The organism is Lysinibacillus sp. 1 U-2021 (genome assembly GCF_029916965.1).
Classification (GTDB): Bacteria; Bacillota; Bacilli; order Bacillales_A; family Planococcaceae; genus Lysinibacillus; species Lysinibacillus capsici.
Genome location: NZ_CP123966.1, coordinates 1,474,070 through 1,492,817, shown reverse-complemented (window position 1 = coordinate 1,492,817; position 18,748 = coordinate 1,474,070). Strand labels below are relative to the sequence as shown.

Genomic DNA, 18,748 nt, shown 5'->3' with positions numbered 1-18,748 from the left:
AGATGATTTAAAATTTATGCGGCTGAGGGTAGTGTTCTTTGCATATAGAAGTGAAGAATTTTATGGAATGAGGTTATTCTGTTTAGAGCTTTATCTATCGTATTTTGTTGAGCTTGTTCATTATTTTTCAAAGCACCTTGCATCATGTATGAGCGGTGTTCTTCCCTTTTGGAGCGCTTTTCACCCGCTTAGGAGCGCATTCCCCTATTTCAGAGCTGTTCCTAAATACTTTACATTACTAAACATAAAATACTAAATCTCATATTTGTTGTGACAAAATCGCCATGTTTCACATAAATGGTTCATTTTTTTTTGATTTATGTTATGATATGATAATGAATATGAGTAAAACCTTATGATGAAAAAAGTTCGGTTGAGGTGAAATTAATGCAATATATCGTAACGTTCATATGGTCATTCCTACTAGTTTCTATGTTAAACTACGTAGTCAGCTCTGTACTTGGTGTACCATTTGATTTCAAAACTGGGGCAATCGTTTCTGTTGTATTCTCCATCCTTATCTTTATTATTGGAGCAATCATTCCAAACGACCCTACACCAGAAGCTGCAGACCATCATTAATTCAGCTAGAAAAAACCTGTTCAGCTTCATGCCGAACAGGTTTTTTCTGTTATTTTTCCACAACACATTGACCCTCATGCATTTTCACATGCAATGTCTCCCCTGGTAAAACTTCTCCGCGTAATAGTTCTTTAGCAACGGCTGTTTCGATATGTCGCTGTACAAAGCGTTTTAGTGGTCTTGCTCCAAATTGGGCATCTGCACCTTGCTCTACTACCCAATCAATGACTTCTTGCTCGACAGATAAAGTAATTTCTTGCTCTGCGACACGTTTAATCAATTGCTCCACATACTTCCAGGCAATCGCAGTAAAATGTTTAGTAGATAATGCATGGAAGAAGATGATATCATCCATTCTGTTTAATAGCTCAGGTTTAAAATGTTGTCGTAGGGCTGACATGACTAAGTCCTCCACAGCCGCATCATTTTCCTTTGCCTCCATTAAATAACTCGATCCGATATTCGAAGTTAAAATGACTACTGTATTTGTAAAATTCACCATTCGTCCCTGACTATCTGTAATGCGCCCATCATCTAAAATTTGCAATAAAATGTTCGCCACATCAGGATGAGCTTTTTCAATCTCGTCTAGTAGCACCACAGAATAAGGATTTCGGCGAACTGCTTCCGTTAGTTGTCCACCTTCCTCATAGCCCACATAGCCTGGAGGAGCCCCAACAAGTCGAGACACACTATGTTTCTCCATGTATTCACTCATATCAATCCGAATAAAGTGATCTTCTGAATCAAATAACTGTGCAGCAAGTGCCTTGGCAAGTTCTGTTTTACCCACACCAGTTGGACCTAAAAATAAAAAGCTACCAATAGGTCGGTGTGGATCTTTGATACCTGCACGTGCACGCCATACCGCTTCTGTCACTAATTGAACTGCTGTATCTTGTCCAACCACACGTTCATGTAATGTATCCTTTAAACGTAATAATTTTTCACGCTCACCCTCTACTAATTTTGTTACAGGGATTCCTGTCCAACGTGAAACAATTGCTGCGATTTCATCTGCTGTTACCTCTTCACGTAAAATACGAGATTCTGCACCGTTCTCTAATTCCTTTTCAAGTACCTGAATATCTTTTTCAAGTGTTGGAATTTTACCATGACGTAATTCAGCAGCTTTATTTAAATCATATTTACTTTCTGCCTCATCTAGATCACGACGATATTTATCCAATGTTTCACGTTTTTTCTGAATATCGTGTAGTTTTTCTTTTTCTGCTTCCCATTGTTGTCGCATGCCCTTAGATGACTCTTTTAACTTTGTTAATTCTTCGCGTAATTGCTCCAGACGTTTTTTACTTGCCTCGTCCTTTTCCTTACGCAATGCCTGTTCCTCAATTTCAAGCTGCATAATACGACGTGTGACTGCGTCTAATTCCTGTGGCATTGAATCAATTTCTGTACGAATCATTGCACAAGCCTCATCAATTAAATCAATGGCCTTATCAGGTAAAAATCGTTCTGTAATATAGCGATTGGATAGCTCTGCTGCCGCAACAATTGCTCTGTCATGAATACGTACTGCGTGATGTAATTCAAAGCGTTCCTTTAAACCACGTAAAATGGATACCGTATCCTCTATAGATGGCTCACGCACTAGTACTTGCTGGAATCGACGTTCTAAGGCAGGATCCTTTTCAATATACATACGATATTCGTCTAAGGTAGTAGCACCAATACAGTGTAATTCACCACGTGCTAGCATAGGTTTTAGCATATTTCCTGCATCCATAGCGCCATCTGTTTTTCCTGCGCCTACGATCGTATGAATTTCATCAATAAATAGAATGATTTGTCCTTCTGATTCTTTTACTTCTTTTAGCACACCTTTTAAGCGTTCTTCAAATTGTCCACGATAACTTGCACCAGCGATTAACGCACTCATATCTAATTCATATAATACACATTCCTTCAAGCCTTCTGGTACATCACCTTTAACAATACGCTGTGCTAAACCTTCCACAATTGCCGTTTTACCAACTCCTGGTTCACCGATTAATACAGGATTATTTTTTGTTTTACGTGTTAGAATACGAATTACATTTCGAATTTCTTCATCACGCCCGATAACAGGATCCATCTTGCCGTTTTTTACTTCTTCAATTAAATTGCGTCCAAATTGTTCTAATGGTTTTTTATTGTCTGTTTGTTGAAATTGCATAGCTAGCACTCCTTTTTTTCATATTTCTCATTATTTATATACCCATTCTTATTCATTAGAAAAAAGTTTGACCTTTTTTGACTAACTTTATTTTACATCACTCGACAATGCTTAGCAAAGAAATCGCCCTAAAATTTTTTCACTTATTATGGAAGTTTACGTTATAATAATGGTATGTTTCTATGTTTTAGTATCGAAATCCACTATCCTTTTGTAATAATCGCCATTTATTACAAAAAGAAAGCGATGTGTTGGAGATATGGTTTTAATGGATAATATGTTTGAAAAAATTAAAGATCTTTTTCAAAACCACGGTGTTTTTATCAAAGTGAATAAAGGAAATAAAATTTTTCTAGAGGGTGAACGGGCAAAAGAAATTTATTACATCCAATCAGGAGTTATTTCGATTAGCCAAGAATCCGAGACGGGTAAGGAATTAACCATTCGTATTTGTGGCCCTGACAGCATAATAGGAGAAGGTTCGTTATTTTGTAATCTCGTCTATAATTCGATGACTGCCAAAGTTTTAGAACCCTCTACGTTGTATGTTTTGAGTCGTAAATCTTTGGAGCATTTATTAGAAGAGCAGCCGACAGTTATGGTGGAATACATGAAGTGGCTACAAACAGAAAACTTAAAGCATCAGAGTCGTTTGCGCGATTTAGTGTTAAACGGTAAAAAAGGTGCTCTATTTTCAACGCTCATTCGGCTGTCCAATACGTATGGTAAACCTGTAGAAAATGACTCGATTTTTATTGATTTTCAGCTAACAAATACAGAAATTGCAAATTTGTGTGCGACAAGTCGGGAAATGATTAATCGTATGCTGAATGATTTAAAAAAACATGAGATTATCACTTTTGATAAAGGATTTATTACCATTCATGATTTACAATTTTTAAAAAATGAAATTGCCTGTGAAAATTGTCCATTACAAATATGCCGTATCGATTAGTTTCGTTACAAGCAAAAACCCTGCTTATTTTTCAATAAGCAGGGTTTTAAATAAGCCATTTTAACGTACGCCCAATGCCATTTTGGCATAGCGTGACATTTTATCTTTCGACCACGGTGGATTCCATACAATATTAACATTTGTACTTTTTACTTCAGGAAGTTCACCTAACGCTGTATTCACTTGATCCACAATGACTGGACCAAGTGGGCAGCCCATAGAAGTTAGTGTCATCGTAACAGTTGCAACACCTTCATCATCTAATTCCACATCATATACTAAACCTAAGTTGACGATATCAATGCCAAGCTCAGGATCAATTACGTTTTCTAAAGCACCTAACATGCTATCTTTCATATCCTGATCCATTTGTATTTCTCCTTCCATCATAGTGTTAACCTTATCATAGCAGATGCATCCTGTTATGCCAAATGCTGTGCAAGCCATGCTGTAGCTGCTAGCATACCGTCACGCGGTACAGCATGTCCAGCCCTTTTGTTCACCATAAACTTTAAATATTCAGGGTTTGCTTCATAGTATTCCCGTAATGTTTCATAAAATTTATACGTTTCGTGAAACGGAACTGTTTTATCTAATTCTCCATGCCAAAAGAACACAGGGCGACCCGCGAATTTTTCTGGTGTTAAACTGACATCATATTTAGCAAGGGCTTCATTAATTTTTTCAACGTCTTTCTCTGACATTGGCCAATTAACTCCACTTTTAGAAAATTGTTGCAATTGGTATTCACCCAGTTTAATAAAACCAGGTGCACCCATGCATATTGCAGCAGTTTGTATCCAATCATAAAGTTTCAGACAGCCTGATGTCACGATGCCACCCATTGAAGTGCCTCCTATGCCAATTTTATGACTAGCTAATAAATTTTTATTCTTTAATTCATCATATAATTGTTGTACTTCATGAATAGAATTTAAAACAATGTCCCAAAAATTTAAATTCATTTGCATTTCCGTTAGGCCTTCGCTACGTTCACCATGAAATTTTGCATCTGGCAATAGGACACGCACCCCTTCATGCACCAATTGGTATGCATAGTGTAAGTTATGTTCTTTTGCACTCATAAAGCCATGTAAAAAAATGACTACCGGGGTTTCTTCATTCATATTGTCTGTATGTATATGTAATAAAGGAATATTTCCCCACACTTCTTTTTCTACAAACATTATTGTCACTCCCAACTATTCTCTCATCTTTATGTTAGCAAACTTTTTTCACTGTGACAAAATTTTGACGAATGTAAGACAAAGAGATACTATTCAAACTATAGGAAAGGGGCAACGAGCTATGAAACCGCATTTAATCGTATTAGACTTAGATGGAACTTTATTAACAGATCAACAGCAAATTTCTGCAAAAACGAAAAAAACATTATTGCAGGCTAAGGAACAAGGGCATCAAGTGATGATTGCGACGGGACGTCCATACCGTGCAAGCGATCTTTATTATCATGAACTTGGGCTCACTACACCCATTGTTAATTTTAATGGCGCATATGTGCATCATCCTAAAAATGTCTCTTGGCAACATATGCACACACCAATTGATTTAAGTGTCGTACATGATGTCGTTGATTCTATTAACAGTTATGAATACGAAAATATTATCGCTGAGGTAAAAGATGATATTTATGTCCACACAGAAGACGATCGTATTTTAAATATTTTTAATATGGGTAATCCAAAAATTACACTTGGGGATTTATACACACACCTCCTGGATAATCCCACAAGTTTATTAATTCAGGCAAATGAAGCGAATTCAGTTATTATACGTGATCATTTGCAGGCTGTGCACGCAGAAGTCATTGAACATCGTCGATGGGGCGCGCCACTTCATATTATTGAAATTGTGCGTCGCGGCTTAAATAAAGCTGTGGGTATTGCACATGTGGCAAAAGATTTAGGTATTCCTCGTGAGCGCATCATCGCATTTGGTGATGAAGACAATGATTTAGAAATGATTGAATATGCTGGACTTGGTGTAGCGATGGGGAACGGTATTTCAAGTCTTAAAAACATTGCCAATGAAATTACGACAACGAATAATGATGATGGAATTGCAAAAATACTCATTGAACGCTTGAAATTATCATAGTTAAGTAGTAAGTTCAAGTTAACATTCCATTTTTACCAGTTTAACTTTATTCAGTGGTACCCCTTCTATTTATCTAAAGTGAGTATCTACTGAAGAAAGTTAAAAAGCTTTAAAAGTAAGTTGAAATTAGGGGGACAAGAGAATGAAGATTTTTACGGATAGTGGATGTGATCTACCAAAATCTTACTATGAAGAAAATGATGTCGTGCTACTCCCTTTACGAGTGCAATTGAACAACAAAGAATATGAAGATGTGATTTCAATTGATTCCAAAGAGATCTATGATGCAATACGCCAAGGTGCTCAGCCAAAAACATCACAAGTGTCACCTGAGCTCTTTTTGAAGCATTTTGAGGAGTTAGCCAAAAATGATGAAGAAGGTATTTATATCGCGTTTTCATCAGAATTATCAGGCACATATAGTACTGCTCAAATGATTCGCAATCAGGTACTTGAGCAGTATCCTTCCTTAAAATTAGTCATTATCGACTCTAAATGCGCATCACTAGGACATGGCCTTGTCGTGGAAGAAGCTGTTCGACTGCGAAATATAGGAGTATCTCTAGAAGATATGGCCTCTAAAATAAATACCCTTGCACCTCAGGTTGAGCATTTATTTACAGTAGAAGACTTAGATTACCTTGCAAAAGGTGGTCGTGTATCAAAAGCAAGTGCATTTTTAGGCGGTCTTCTTAGCATTAAGCCTATTTTAAATGTAGAAGATGGCAAACTTGTACCGATTGAGAAGTCGCGCGGTCGAAAAAAAGCACTTAATCGTATGTTAGATTTAATGCAGGAGCGTGGTGGCAGCTTTACAAATAAAATTGTAGGTATTAGCCATAGTGACGACGCTGCCTTTGCGAATGAAGCAAAAGCCTCTATACAGGAGCGTTTTTCACCCCAAGCTGTGCAAATTACCATGATAGGTTCCGCGATCGGCTCACATGTCGGACCTGGCACTATTGCGATTTTCTTCACAAATAAAAGCTTTGAAGGTTAATAAAAAGCATGCTAGGATGTCTCCTGGCATGCTTTTTTGTCGTGTTATTATTAGTGGACGTCTTGCTCCTGACGACGAACTTTCCCTCGTTTAATGATGATGACAACAAAGCCAATAAAGATCACCCATACTAAGCCAAGAGCCACCATATAAGGCGTGTTTAAGCCTTCATCATTGCGAACTTGATAAATTTCAACCATTTCTCGGTCTAAAATAACAGGATAGACTTCTTTTTCATTTATGCGAACTTTTTCCTCATGTAAAATACCGTTCAGCATCTTCCCTTCACCAAGTTGTTCAGGTGTTAAGTCGACGCGTTGTGTTTTACCAGTATTATTAACCATGATTACCCACTTTTCTTCGTCAGAAGAACGTGTAAAGACAAGAAGGCCATTTTCATTTGTAATGACTTCAAAATCACCATTACGTAAAGTAGCTGATTGATTACGTAAAGATTGAACATTTTTAATATAATCAATCAGTTCTTCGTCTGTTTTAAAGTTATAAAGCTGGTGTGTATCTGGTTTTGCTTCCCCATTCATAGCAATTTCTGTCCCGTATTGTACGACAGGAATTCCTGGTAGCATAAATAAAGCACCCATCGCCATTTTTAAGCGGGTAGGTGGGAACATATTTTCATTAGCAGAGTCAAATGTAAAACGATGAGTTTCAAGTGAATCCACCATAATTTGTGTCGGTTTTTCTCCTGTGAAAGGTTCCATTAATTTTGAAGAATCCATATCCACGTTTTTAAATATATTACGATAGATATCTGCCGTTACAGGTGAGAAAGTTGCATCAAAATCAGCATCGCTTTCTTCATTTGCTATCACATAAAGTGATGTTTTTGTCTCTTTTAATGCAGCTATTACTGCATTGATAAACGCTGTATCAGCCCCTGCGATATTTGTTAAACGAATACCACCGATGTCATATGTAGAAACAAATTCAGTTACTGCTTGAATAAGTGCTTCTTGCACATCCTTATTCGATAAATCCCACTGTACTTGTCCATCATTGGTAGATGCAATCCAATCCGCTTTCGATGCATCCTTTGCCCACTCATGATTTGGACTCACATTTGTAAGTGGAAAATCCACCATAATGGACATATTTTTAGCTTTGTAGGCCTCTACAATACTTTGGAATTCTTCCGTTGTTCCAAAATGACGTTCAATTGTAGTATAACTTGTGGGCATTGATCCATCATACTTCTCTGTAGAAAAAATAGGCCCAATGGAAACAATTGTATAGCCCATCTCACCGATAAATTTCAGTTTATCCTGTAAACCTGTAAAATCGCCCCCCGCAAATTTCGAAGGATCCTGCGTATTTGTATCAAAATCGTTTGTGCCCGAGCCATTAAAGAAACGGTCAACGAGTAAATCATAGATGCTTTCTTCTGCTATTGTTCTAGTCGCTGATTCATCCGCATGTGCTACTGGTATAGTACTTACGAATGAAGTTGCTAATAAAAGTGATGCAGCCGTCGCACTTATCCACTTCTTAAATTTCACTGTTATTCCCTCTCTTTCAAACCAATCAACGTCATTTTACCAAATAACTCTGTCACGTCGCTATCTTTTCCAAAGATTTTGCGTAAAAGCGAATAAATTACGACAAAAAGGTGTCAATTCCGTCTTCCGTTTTCGTTTACAAAATAAAAGCCGTGAAGCAACTACTTCACGACTTTTAAATCATTATGCTAAGAAATCTTGACCCATTGGCAGTTTGAATCCTAGGAACAAAGTGATTAATAGGAATACTGCAAATAAAATCCAAAACATAGCTGTTGGTTTATTTTTCTTTTGACGCACTAATACCATTTCCATCATGCCAATTACAAGTATGCCACCTAAGAACTTAAATCCGTAAAGCATACCTTTACCATAGTCCATTGCCTCGATAAATAATGCCCCACCTGTGATGATTATTAGTACATAAAACAGACGTAATGTCATATGTAAGCCTTTTGATTGCTTGCCCATTAGTGCCGCAATTAAAAAGATGACAATACCTACTACCCACGTAGTAATATGCAAATGCGTTTGGCTAGTTAAAAAACTCATGTTTGTCCCCCTCATTCTTTTTCTATCAAACTCTATCCTACCATGCGATGGAAAGGGTTTCAAATATTACAATAGTGTTCACACAATTTACATCATTTAAAACTTGGAATCCTTGCATCTCATAGTTTTTACTTCTGTTACTATGCCTTAAAGCAGTAAAAAAACCCGCGGAGTATAGACTCTCGCGGATTGATATCATCATTATTCAAAATGGTTGACTAAAGTACCAATTCCTTGAATAGATACTTTTACTGTATCTCCAGCTTTTAAGAATTGCGGCGGGTTCATCCCTTTGCCAACACCAGCTGGCGTACCTGTTAAAATCACATCTCCTGGCTCTAATGTTACATGCTGAGATAGGATGGATACTAACGTTTCAACAGAGAACATCATATCTTTCGTAGAGCCATTTTGACGTACTTCATCATTGACCTTTGTCACTACTGTTAAGTCTTGTGGATTTGGGATCTCATCCTTTGTCACAAGGTATGGTCCAAGAGGGCAAGTACCATCCAAGCTTTTACCCAAGAAGAATTGTTTATGTTTCTCTTGTAAATCACGAGCTGTTACATCATTGGCAATTGTATAACCAAATACGTAATCAAACGCTAAGTTTTTAGGAATGTTTTTGCCACGTTTACCAATAACAATAGCTAGCTCACCTTCATAATCCATTTTTGAAGAAAGATCTGCATGAATGGAAATTGTTTGTCCATCTGCAGCAATTGCAGTTGGTGATTTTGTGAATACCATTAAATCCGTTGGTGCTGCCTCTGCGCCCATTTCCTTTGCATGTTCATCATAGTTTTTACCAATACACATAATATTTTTAGGGGTACGTGGAATTGGTGAAAGCCATTCGATCTCTGTAAATTCACGTTTAAAACTATTAGCATTATCTGATTTTTCTGCTGCTTCTACTAATTTACGAATCTGTTCCACAAAATCAAAGCCTAAAGCAATGCCATCCACGATTGAACTTGAAAAAGAAGGGAGAACTTGAAGTTCACTTTGAATAGCGAGTACATCCCATACCGCTTCTTCTTTTTTTACTTTTGGTCCAAAGCTTACATGTCCACCTAATTTGAATGATAAAATTTTCATGATTGAAAGAGCTCCTTCTTTTTTCTACATAATACAACAATATGATAGAAATTACCTCATTTTTGCGACAACATTTTTATAAGTTGTTATATCTTCATAAAATATGCATGTAAAGAGGAATATATTAACGCACTTCTATTTTTTGCTTATATGTTAATTTACGCCATATTGTCTCTAACGGCCCTTGTTTCCACTTAGATAACCAAATTTCTGCTATGATCATTTGCACAACAATAATGCCGACAGCAATTAATACCCCTGTTTCTACACTTACTTTACCATACCAACCAAAGCCAAATTGGTAGAATAAACAAGTACCTATAATAGATTGAAGAATATACATCGTTAAGGACATGCGTCCGATTTTAGCAAAAGGACTAAGTAGTTTTGGCATTATTGGCACTAAGCAAAGTAACACAATGACCCCAATATAGCCCACCGATAGAACTGGGCCCCCTATGTATACCTTTAAATAATCTAGTAAATATGTTCTTGTAAACATAATAGATAAGCTTTTTATACCAATACCGATGACCAATCCAGCAATTGCAAACGTCAGCCAGAGCCACTTCAATTCTTTAGCCCGTTCTACTAAACGCCATTTAGAGGCAGCGGCACCTATTAACATATACGGTAAAATCGTGAACAGTGCAACAAACCACATCTCGATGCCTGCCTGCGTCGATAAATCTGTTAAGCGTTGCATAAAGGCATCTACCCAGTTTCCTGTCCCATAAGCCGTGATGGCCTTCTCTACTGAAACGATATCTAAGTAATCATCTACTTTTGTGTTAAAATTTACAATCCCTACTACAAAGAGCATAAAAGCTTGCATCAAGCCATTAATAATTAAAGCACTCGCTAATAGCCAGATGGGACTCAATCGTAGTAAAAGCACTAAGAAAACGCCACAAAATGCATACATCATTAATATGTCGCCCCACCAAATTAGCACAGCATGGATAAAACCAAAGGCAAACAGGATGGACAGTCTACGAAGCCCCAGCGTATAAAAGTTTTGGTCACGACTTTGTGCCTTTTGCCACTGCATGGCTAGCCCATAACCAAATAGCATGGCAAAAAGCGGGTAAAAGCTACCTTGCACATAAATATCAATATTTTTCTGCCAAACAATATCCGATGGGGTTGTAAACCATGATGCCAAATCAATATGCGGCATTGGCAAATAAAAGGTATACATATTTACAAGTAAGATACCTACTAAACTAATACCTCGTAAAATATCTAATGTTGCTATGCGTTCCTGCAACATTGTTGGTTTTAACTCCACAAAATAGCCTCCTCTTAACTAGCAGCTATGGTGAAAGCAGGGCAAGAAAAAACTTTGCCCTACTTTGCCCGTAACAAGTTCTTTATGCATGTATTGTCTGTTCATTATCGAATAAAAATAATACTTTATCGCTCACCTTGATGTGTAAAATAGATTCAATGGCTTCGCTATAAACACGAAGCTGTACGGCATAACGACCTAGTATTTCCTTTGACAGGGCTGGCTCCTGCGCAAAATGAGATTGTATATGATCCGTTTTATAATCCAACAAGACCCAATTACCGTATTCATCCTCAAATAGGCAGTCAATGATCCCTTGCACAATTTGAGCATCACCATCTTCATCGATTCTACTAATTGTAAACGGCATTTCTCTACGTATCTGCCTTGCGCGTTGAAAGCGTTGCCCTATTTCTGTCTCAAAAAAACGATAAATTTTCGTCTGCGGAACTACTTTGCCCTCCGCCTCTGTTAAAAGCTGTCTTGCCACTAAATCCTCCACAAAGTCCCCTACAGCATCGATATGACTAAAGCCATATTGAGGAACATGCTGCATCACTGTGTGCACAGCTGTACCAATTTCAGCACCAGTTAGCTGTTGCTCCTGTAAAAAAGCGGGTCGAGGTGCAATGGACGAAGCCTTTTGCTTGATAGGAGAGGCAAAATAAAATTCAGGTTCCTCCTGGCGCTGTAAATTTTCTAATCGCTTTATTTCACTAACAGATGTTTTAGAGCGCTTTCTTGTAGATTTTTGATAGACATACTGCGCTTGAAAGCGGGTAGTGATTTCAGCCAGCAAGTCCTCATCCTCTTGCATCGCAAGCACTTGCTGTACTTCATCGCCCATCGCCTCTATCTCATATGAATAATGCTTTGTATCGATGGCTTGAACCCACCAATGTGATTGATCCTCCACTTCTTTATAAGATGTGCTTGCTACTGCTGCAAAATCTCCATGTCTTGCTACTGCTGGGCCAACCCAGTCCAAATAGCTATTAGCTCTTGCACGTAAATATTCTTGAAGCGGTGCATCCATTGGTAAACTTTGGGCGTCCTGCCAGTTGTCGCGTGTTTTCTCCCAGTTCTTCACTGAGCCTACTAAAATCAAACGCTCCTTCGCACGAGTCATCGCAACATATAAGACACGCATTTCTTCTGCACGCATCTCCAGTTCTTTTTTCTCCTTCAATGCTAAAAACGGTAACGATGTATAGGTGATACGATTTTCGGGATCAATGGCCTTAACAGCTAGTCCAAAATCTTGATCAAACAAATAGGGCTGATGAAAATCCATTTTATTAAACGGACGTCCCATTCCTGCAACAAAGACGACTGGATATTCTAAACCCTTGGAAGAGTGGATTGTCACCAGACGTACTACATCGTCCTTTTCGCCAATTGATTTGGCAGTACCTAAATCATCGCCACGCGTACGCATACGATCAATAAAGCGTAAAAAACGGAATAGTCCACGAAATGCCGTTTTTTCATACATTAACGCACGATCATGTAATACGCGTAGATTTGCTTGACGCTGTTTGCCATTCGGCATTGCCCCAACCATTTCATAATAATGTGTATCTAAATAAATTTTCCAAATTAAATCTGATAATGATCCACGACGTGCTAAATCACGCCAATTTTCAAAGGCCAGCATAAAGCGTTGCAACTTCTCAAATGTAGTGGTTTGCACACCATGTCCTTCACTACGAATAAATTGTCGTAAAGCATCATAAAAAGGTACCTTTTGATCGGCTAAACGAATTTTCGCCAGCTCATTTTCCGTTAAACCAACAAACGGTGCGCGCAGTACAGAGGCTAAGGGGATATCCTGATAGGGATTATCGACTACCTTCAGGACATTTAACATAATCATTACTTCAAGTGCGTCAAAATAGCCTTTAGAGGATTCTGCATAGAGTGGAATCCCTGCCAGCTTAAATTCCTCCACTAAGTCTGTTGACCATGTCATCGAACGCATTAAAATCACAATATCACTATACTTTAATGGGCGCTCTGTTTTTGTTTTCGTATCGTATACGGTTGTTCCATCTTCCATCATCTGACGTATACGATCGATAATAAATCGTGCCTCGTATTGTGATTTTTTTAATTCCTCTAGCTCCGTTGCCTCATTACCTAGTTCTTCCAGTTCTTCTGGTGTTTCCTCTTCCTGTGGTGGATGCAATATGACCAGCTCAACAGGTATTTCTTTATCATCATAGGGCGCAGCCGGCTTTAGTGACGCATTGTCATCATACAAAATCTCACCAACACGCTCACCCATAATTTGTGCAAAAACGTAGTTTGTAGCATTTAATACTTCTTTTCGACTTCGGAAGTTAGCGTTTAAATCAATTCGCATCCCCGTTACATCAGGTGACTCCAAGTATTCACTATATTTTCTCATAAAAAGCTTTGGCTCAGCTAATCGGAAACGGTAAATACTTTGTTTAACATCCCCAACCATAAAAAGGTTGCCATCTTGTTCTTCACCCGTTTTGACAAGCTGTAAGATGGTTTCCTGTAGCATATTGGTATCCTGATATTCATCCACAAGTACTTCTTTAAAACGCTTTTTCATATCTAGCGCAACCGGTGATGGATGAAGTGCACCATCTATCTCTACCGTTAAAATTTGAAGTGCATAATGCTCTAAATCTGAAAAGTCAATGATTCCCCGTTCTAACTTGGCTAGTCGAAATTGTTCACTAAATGTAGTGGTCAATCCAACTAGCGTAGTAATGGTCGGTGCCATTAACCTTATTTCCTCAAGTAGCCGTGCAGGCGTACGAACAAAATATGTCTCCTTGATTTTATTCATCATTTTTTTGGCTGCTTCTCGTTTTTTCTTCGCGAGCTCCTGTAGCTCTACATTAACTAGTGCATCCTTCGATACCCGCTTTAAGGTAGACCATTTTACCGTTGCAAAATAATCAAATAGCGCCTGCCATGTCCCACTTTGACTAATGCGAATACCTTCCTGAATCATAGCAAAATCTACCTCTGCCGTTTCTGCATAGGGTGCAGGTCCATCTGGCTGTAATGTAATTGCGCGCATTTCAGAAATTAACATAAACGCCTCTTCCAGGCTATGACGTACGGTTAATTTGACATATTGAGATAGCTCTAAATCATCGATTGTCACTTCCTCAGCTAATTCATATGCTTTCGGCAGGCTCCAAAGCCATTTTTGAGGCTCAGCATGGACACGAGACGTATCATAAAGTTTACTAATCAGCGTTTCGATGGCTTGATCATCACGATCTGAGGTAAAGCTATCGACAAGACGATAGATGGCTTGTACGTGAGCCTCATCCTCAGCATCGTAGGCATCTTCTAAAACTTCTGCTAAAACATCATCTCGCAATAATGCTATTTCTGCTTCATTGGCAATACGGAAGCCTGGGTCTATATCAAGTAAGTACGCATATTGCTTCACAATTGCTAAACAGAAGGAATGTAGCGTAGAAATTTGTGCTTTATTCACAAGACTTAGCTGCCGTCTTAAATGATTAGATGTTGGATTTTCTGCTATCGCCTTTTCTAATGCCTCAGACATACGATGGCGCATTTCAGCGGCTGAGGCATTTGTAAAGGTCACTACCAATAGTTCATCTACATTGATCGGGTTTTCAGTAGCAATGACTTTTTCAATCATACGATTGATCAGAACCGCTGTTTTCCCCGACCCTGCTGCAGCCGAAACGAGTGTATCTTGACCGCTAGCATAAATAGCCTTCCACTGATCGTCTGTCCATGTGACATCTACTGGCTTAACAGGAATTGTTTGTACCATGCTATTCTATCTCCTTCCGAATTTTATCGACAATATCATTCGGCTTTGCTTGCATTAATTGACGATAGTTTTGTTTACCATCTGATGGATCAAACTGGCAAACCGCAGCAAATTGACAATAATCACATGCCGTTTTGGCTTTTAATTTATAGGGGCTAATGGCCGTATCACCAGATAAGATACCATTCCCTGCCTCCTGATGTTTACGACGAACAAAATGCTGCAACTTTTTCATATCATTGACAGGAACTATACGCGATTGTGACTCAGACGGTGTCCCATCTTTTTTCATATAGACAGGAATGATTTTTGAATGTCCGCTACTTTCTTCCAATTGCTCGTCCATCGATAAAATCGCTTCAGCATTTTCAGATAGCAAACCTTTCATTTTATACTGCTTTAAACGATCCTCTTCTACTTCACTGTCCGTCAAATCTTTATCCAGCTTCAGCATCGGATTATGGACATGGACATACAGTACCCCTGCTGGCTCTGCTTCACCTGATAGCCAGTATGAACTATTTTCCATTGCCACATCTAAATACGTTAGGACCTGTAAGGATAATCCGTAATAAACCTCATTTAAATCAAGGTCACGAGCTGAGGATTTATAGTCGACAATCCGCAAATAAGAGCGGTCATCTATCGTTGCACTATCCACTCTATCAATACGTCCACGCATAAACATTTTCTTGCCACCAGTCAAATCAATCTCTAGTGGTGGTAGCTGTTCATGTTGTCCAGGACCAAACGACGCCTCAATTGCAATTGGTTTGAAGTGTGATACATTTGCATGCTGTGTCAGTGCTGTCATTGTACGCTCAACAATTCGAATTAGCTTACGCTGAATATAGCGATAGCGGGCACTGGATAATAGGATTTGATGGGAAAAGACTGGAACAATTTGTTCTACTGCTTGACGTGCTAATTGTTTAATTTGCTTTGTTGTTAAACGAATCCAAGATAATTGCTGACGATGTGTTTCCTCTGTAATCCACTTTAATGCCTCATGGAATAAGTCACCCATTGCAAACGTTTCTAGACGATACTCAGCTCGCTCTTCTAGACGTAGGCCATACGTAGTGAAATGAGAAAAAGGACATCTGAAGTATTTCTCAATTCGCGACACACTGGATGTTAGCTTCTGACCATATAATTCCTGTGTAATATAGGTTTCAAGTGGCTCAGCCTCATTTTTATGGGTAATTGGATAAAGTACGCGGTCGAAAATGAGTGCCCAATAAGGATCTTGTTTATAAAATCTTTGTAAAGCTAGCCATTCTGGAGCTAGTTCACGGCTATGTTCAGCTTGACGTAGCTGTACCATTAGATGTGCCAATGCAGTCCTTGGATGGCGTAAATATGGTAAAACATCTCCATCTAGTAATTCAATCGGGTCGATTACCACTCGTTCTATTGATACACCACTTAATAACCCAGCCTTTTTGTCATTTCCTATTATTTTCTTCATATAAAGTGAGGCTAGGAGTGCCTTGCCTTCCTCATCCGCCGTGGGATAGGTCATATACAATTTGTTAGATGGCGTTGTAATAGCACGATAGAACAAGAAATTTTCCTGTAATAAACGATTAGTAGAGGTAGGGGCAAGTTCATAGCCAATTTGACTAAACCATTCACGTTCGATATCTGACAACAAGCCCTCATACTCCATCCGAGTTGGATAAACACCATCATTCATTCCTATTACAAAAGCGACTTTGATATTGGATAAACGAGCTAAATCAACAGTAGCCACCATTACTTCATCAAGGGTTGGCGGAATTCTTGAAAATTCTAATGTATCAAAGCCTTCATCAAGAATTTTGGCTGCTTGCTCTACAGACATCTCCTGCTCACCAAACATATAAACGAATTGGTCCAGAACAGCAATCCATTCATTCCAAGCTTGTTCATGTTCACTTGCAGCTAATGCGTCACCTCGCTCTAGCTCACGGTCTTTCATGGCTTGTAGTTTATCATATACCTGTAATGACTCTATAAGTTCAAATAAAGCAGTCGCAATATCCCTGCCATTCTTGGCGCTATCAAGTTTGTCTTGTAAAAGTTTTAGAGGTTGGCGAATTTCATCTCGAATGGCCTCGATTTCTGCCTGCATTGCACGCTCTTCATCTGTTTGTACACGCGAATGGAATTCTAGACCTCGATATTTTTTATAAAACCAACGTGCCTCCTCAAACCATCGTTCACCATAGATGCCTTGTGCCAAGCAATAATTTTCTAATCGATCTGCTCGCTCACGCCAAATTGTTAGCTCCGCTTGTAATGGGAAAAACAAATCGGTTTTAACACTACGGAAAACTGGCTCATATTTCCAATTTGAGGTCATAACCTCCAAGGCTGAACGACTTAGCTCTATTAATGGATGATGTAGCATTGTTTTTTTTGTATTTGTAAAAATAGGAATTTCATATTGTTGGAAAATACTTGTAATAAGTGGATCATAGAGATCTGCTTGTCTATACAAAAGTACGATATCCTGATAGCGAAAACCGTCTTCTCTTGTCAGTTTTGTTATTTCCCGGGCAATCGCATGTATCTCTGCTCGACGATTGGATGCTTCAAGCACGGTTACATCTCCTGAAGTTTTTTTCGTTTGGGGCTCCAAATCAGCAAATTTTGCCTCCACATGCTGTAAATCTTTAGAATGAAATCTTTGAGTGTTATAAAAATGTAATGGTAATTCAACATCAATGCCCTCTTCTTTTGCCATATCATGAAGACGTTGATTCGTTAAGGCTGCTTCATGGAATAAAGCTTGTTCATCAAAGGCTTCATCCATATGATCAAAGGGAAGGACGACAGTTACTTGCTTCGTTACCTTCAACAATTCACGAACCAGTTCTAACTCTCGCACAGTGAAAGCGGTGAAACCATCAATATAAATGGTCGCTTGCTTCATCGTTTCTGCATATTTCAGGTGCTCCGTTAAAATCGGATAATAGCCCTCGCTGTCAACATACGTCGTACCAAGTCGTTCCTCTAGTGCCTGCAAAACAACATGTAAATCATTCGCTTTCGCCTGCAATGTATTTGGTGCATCTATAGCCTTTAACGATTCCGTTACCTCTGCCAAGACTGAGCTATTGACGCTATAGCGACTAAATTCTCTTAAAAGGGTTTCAATTTCCTCCGTAAAGCCACGTTTTCCTGCTGCTTGTCGAAATAAGGAAAACTCGCTTTTTTGTTCCTCCAAAAGCTTACGAATAAGCATTCGATAGCCATAGCCATTTACTTCTTTACGAGCAATACCTCCTGTTTCCTGTAAAACCAACCATGCTAAACGTTTAAACGTCATCACCTGTGCTCGAATCAAGCCTTGTAAACCATGCTTATTTGTCAGCTCATATTCCGTAGAATAAGACATTTGGTCAGGCACTATCATGAAAATCGGATGCCCCAATGGATCAGTCTTTAATTGCTCAACAATTTCCTGATGAATAAATGCCGATTTCCCTGTTCCCGAACGTCCTGAAACAATACGCAATGTCATTTGCTTTCCCCCTCCTCATTAACTTGCTGTTGCGAGTGTCTCTTTTAATGAAATAAAGATTTATACTTTTATTTGAGCGATTCTTTCACTGAATTGATTACTTCTCATCTATTTTGGAGCGGCTTCTCCAGACTATTGATCGC

The 18,748-nt window shown here is 38.6% G+C and carries 13 protein-coding genes; 4 read left to right on the top strand and 9 right to left on the bottom strand.

The window, feature by feature from the left end; genetic code table 11:
• The first annotated feature begins 387 nt into the window (after nt 1–387).
• The gene (locus QH639_RS07705; RefSeq protein ID WP_004227469.1) at nt 388–582 is read left to right on the top strand and encodes a YjzD family protein; all 195 of its coding nucleotides are present in this window, start codon (nt 388–390) and stop codon (nt 580–582) included.
• Between the two features lie 49 nt (nt 583–631).
• Here QH639_RS07705 and QH639_RS07700 read toward each other — a convergent pair whose 3' ends face one another.
• On the bottom strand, nt 632–2,758 hold the full coding sequence (locus QH639_RS07700; protein ID WP_082148127.1) for an ATP-dependent Clp protease ATP-binding subunit: 2,127 nt from the start codon (nt 2,756–2,758) through the stop codon (nt 632–634).
• A gap of 268 nt (nt 2,759–3,026) precedes the next feature.
• On the opposite strand from QH639_RS07700, the gene QH639_RS07695 reads away from it, so the two are divergent.
• A complete protein-coding gene (locus tag QH639_RS07695) occupies nt 3,027–3,713 on the top strand; it encodes a Crp/Fnr family transcriptional regulator (protein ID WP_103117492.1) in 687 nt (228 codons plus the stop codon).
• A 60-nt stretch (nt 3,714–3,773) separates the two neighbouring features.
• Here the strand turns inward: QH639_RS07695 and QH639_RS07690 are convergent, their stop codons facing one another.
• The gene (locus QH639_RS07690; protein ID WP_004227477.1) at nt 3,774–4,082 is read right to left on the bottom strand and encodes a metal-sulfur cluster assembly factor; all 309 of its coding nucleotides are present in this window, start codon (nt 4,080–4,082) and stop codon (nt 3,774–3,776) included.
• 53 nt (nt 4,083–4,135) lie between these two features.
• A complete protein-coding gene (locus QH639_RS07685) occupies nt 4,136–4,900 on the bottom strand; it encodes a prolyl oligopeptidase family serine peptidase (RefSeq protein ID WP_237899381.1) in 765 nt (254 codons plus the stop codon).
• Nucleotides 4,901–5,021: 121 nt separating this feature from the next.
• Between QH639_RS07685 and QH639_RS07680 the strand changes: the two genes are divergently transcribed.
• Nucleotides 5,022–5,831 (top strand): Cof-type HAD-IIB family hydrolase, encoded by an 810-nt coding sequence (locus QH639_RS07680; protein WP_066036276.1) that lies wholly within the window; start codon nt 5,022–5,024, stop codon nt 5,829–5,831.
• Nucleotides 5,832–5,973: 142 nt separating this feature from the next.
• A complete protein-coding gene (locus QH639_RS07675; RefSeq protein WP_036076685.1) occupies nt 5,974–6,831 on the top strand; it encodes a DegV family protein in 858 nt (285 codons plus the stop codon).
• 50 nt (nt 6,832–6,881) lie between these two features.
• Here the strand turns inward: QH639_RS07675 and QH639_RS07670 are convergent, their stop codons facing one another.
• The 6 genes from QH639_RS07670 to addB all read right to left on the bottom strand — a co-directional run bounded on the left by QH639_RS07670 (nt 6,882) and on the right by addB (nt 18,605).
• The gene (locus QH639_RS07670; protein ID WP_237899379.1) at nt 6,882–8,348 is read right to left on the bottom strand and encodes an alpha-amylase family glycosyl hydrolase; all 1,467 of its coding nucleotides are present in this window, start codon (nt 8,346–8,348) and stop codon (nt 6,882–6,884) included.
• A 183-nt stretch (nt 8,349–8,531) separates the two neighbouring features.
• Nucleotides 8,532–8,900 carry a YisL family protein gene (locus tag QH639_RS07665; RefSeq protein ID WP_004227486.1) on the bottom strand — a complete coding sequence of 123 codons (369 nt, stop codon included), beginning with the start codon at nt 8,898–8,900 and terminating at the stop codon, nt 8,532–8,534.
• 201 nt (nt 8,901–9,101) lie between these two features.
• Nucleotides 9,102–10,004, bottom strand: a complete 903-nt coding sequence (locus tag QH639_RS07660) for a fumarylacetoacetate hydrolase family protein (protein WP_048392038.1) — start codon at nt 10,002–10,004, stop codon at nt 9,102–9,104.
• Nucleotides 10,005–10,128: 124 nt separating this feature from the next.
• The gene (locus tag QH639_RS07655; protein WP_237899370.1) at nt 10,129–11,295 is read right to left on the bottom strand and encodes a DUF418 domain-containing protein; all 1,167 of its coding nucleotides are present in this window, start codon (nt 11,293–11,295) and stop codon (nt 10,129–10,131) included.
• An 82-nt stretch (nt 11,296–11,377) separates the two neighbouring features.
• The gene (addA, locus tag QH639_RS07650; protein WP_281115927.1) at nt 11,378–15,094 is read right to left on the bottom strand and encodes a helicase-exonuclease AddAB subunit AddA; all 3,717 of its coding nucleotides are present in this window, start codon (nt 15,092–15,094) and stop codon (nt 11,378–11,380) included.
• Nucleotide 15,095: 1 nt separating this feature from the next.
• Nucleotides 15,096–18,605 carry a helicase-exonuclease AddAB subunit AddB gene (addB, locus tag QH639_RS07645; RefSeq protein WP_237899366.1) on the bottom strand — a complete coding sequence of 1,170 codons (3,510 nt, stop codon included), beginning with the start codon at nt 18,603–18,605 and terminating at the stop codon, nt 15,096–15,098.
• Nucleotides 18,606–18,748 lie beyond the last annotated feature (143 nt).